The sequence below is a fragment of the Thermogutta sp. genome (assembly GCF_014359955.1).
Lineage (GTDB): Bacteria > Planctomycetota > Planctomycetia > Pirellulales > Thermoguttaceae > Thermogutta.
Map to the genome: position 1 here is coordinate 1 of NZ_JACIYL010001049.1, position 1,229 is coordinate 1,229.

A 1,229-nucleotide genomic window follows, 5' to 3' on the forward strand; every position below is an offset into this window, starting at 1 on the left:
AAGCACCCGAATAAACCTCTCAAACGGGCAGACAAGCCTGTCGGCGAGTGGAACCGATTCCGCATCCGCATGATCGGAGACCGTGTGAGCGTGTGGTTGAACGGAGAACTGGTGGTGGACAACGTGGTGATGGAGAACTACTGGGAGCGCGACAAGCCCATCTACCGCACCGGCCCTATCGAGCTTCAAAATCACGGCAACAAGCTGTACTTCCGCAATATTTTCATTCGGGAAATTCCTCCGGAAGAAGCCCAGCAGCAGGCGGGATCGCACTGACCCCCGCGGCTGTTCGCCTGCAAACTTCAGACAGGGAATAAATCCCAGGTAAGACCTGCCGCAGGTCGGCTAGCCGCCGCTGTTTCCTTTGCTCGGCAGGCGATGCAGCAGCCACCGGGCCGGATGGTTTGCCCTCAAGGCAGACGGAAATTGCCCATGCGAACCACAGTATTTGTTCTTGCAATCTCGGTGTTCGCTCTATGGTGGGCTGCGGAAGGCGTCGCGGAACAGGGGAAAGAACTCCCTTGGAAGAGTGCCTCCGAGGCGGTGACGTGGCTGGAATCGCAAGCGAGAAAATTGGTTCGGGAATGCCGTCGCACCTTGCCGGACGGTCGGGCGGTTTTCCCGCCGCAGGTGGGGATTGGCTACGAGGCCTTCTGGCTTCGCGATTATGCCTACATGCTGGAGGGGGCGGCCGACGCCTTCACCGAAGAGGAGCTTCGCCACTGCCTAGACATCTTTCTGGACGCCCAGGCGGCTGACGGCAGTTGCGTGGATTGTGTCACCTTCGACGGAAAACCCATCTTCAAACCGGGTATGGGCACGATGGGAGAAAATCCCGTCGCCGACGGTTCCCAATTCCTCGTGGATGTCGCCTATCACAGATGGAAGCGCATCAAAGACCCGGAGCTTCTGCAAAAGCATCTGCCCCGGCTTGAAAAAGCGCTCGCCGCCGTGCCCCGCGATCCGACTTCGGGACTTGTTTGGAGCGACCCGGCAAAAGAGTGGGATCGTTGCCCCTACGGGTTCACGGATACGGTTGTTAAAAAAGGGGCGGTTCTTTTTTGTTCCCTCTTGCTGTATCAGAGTTATCAGCAAATAGCTGAAATGGAGTCGGCTGCCGGATATTCAGAGAAGGCGACCGGTTATCGGGAGGAGGCCGAGCGCCTGGCGGAGGGGATTCGAACGACTTTCTGGGACGGCAAGACAGGTCTCTATCTTGCGGCCACGCA

Annotated in this window: 2 protein-coding genes; both read left to right on the plus strand. The window is 58.3% G+C overall.

The window, feature by feature from the left end; all coding sequences use genetic code 11:
- A partial coding sequence (locus H5U08_RS19285; RefSeq protein ID WP_297036953.1) for a DUF1080 domain-containing protein occupies positions 1 to 276 on the plus strand: 276 nt, incomplete at its 5' end.
- 156 nt (positions 277 to 432) lie between these two features.
- A partial coding sequence (locus H5U08_RS19290) for a hypothetical protein (protein ID WP_297036956.1) occupies positions 433 to 1,229 on the plus strand: 797 nt, incomplete at its 3' end.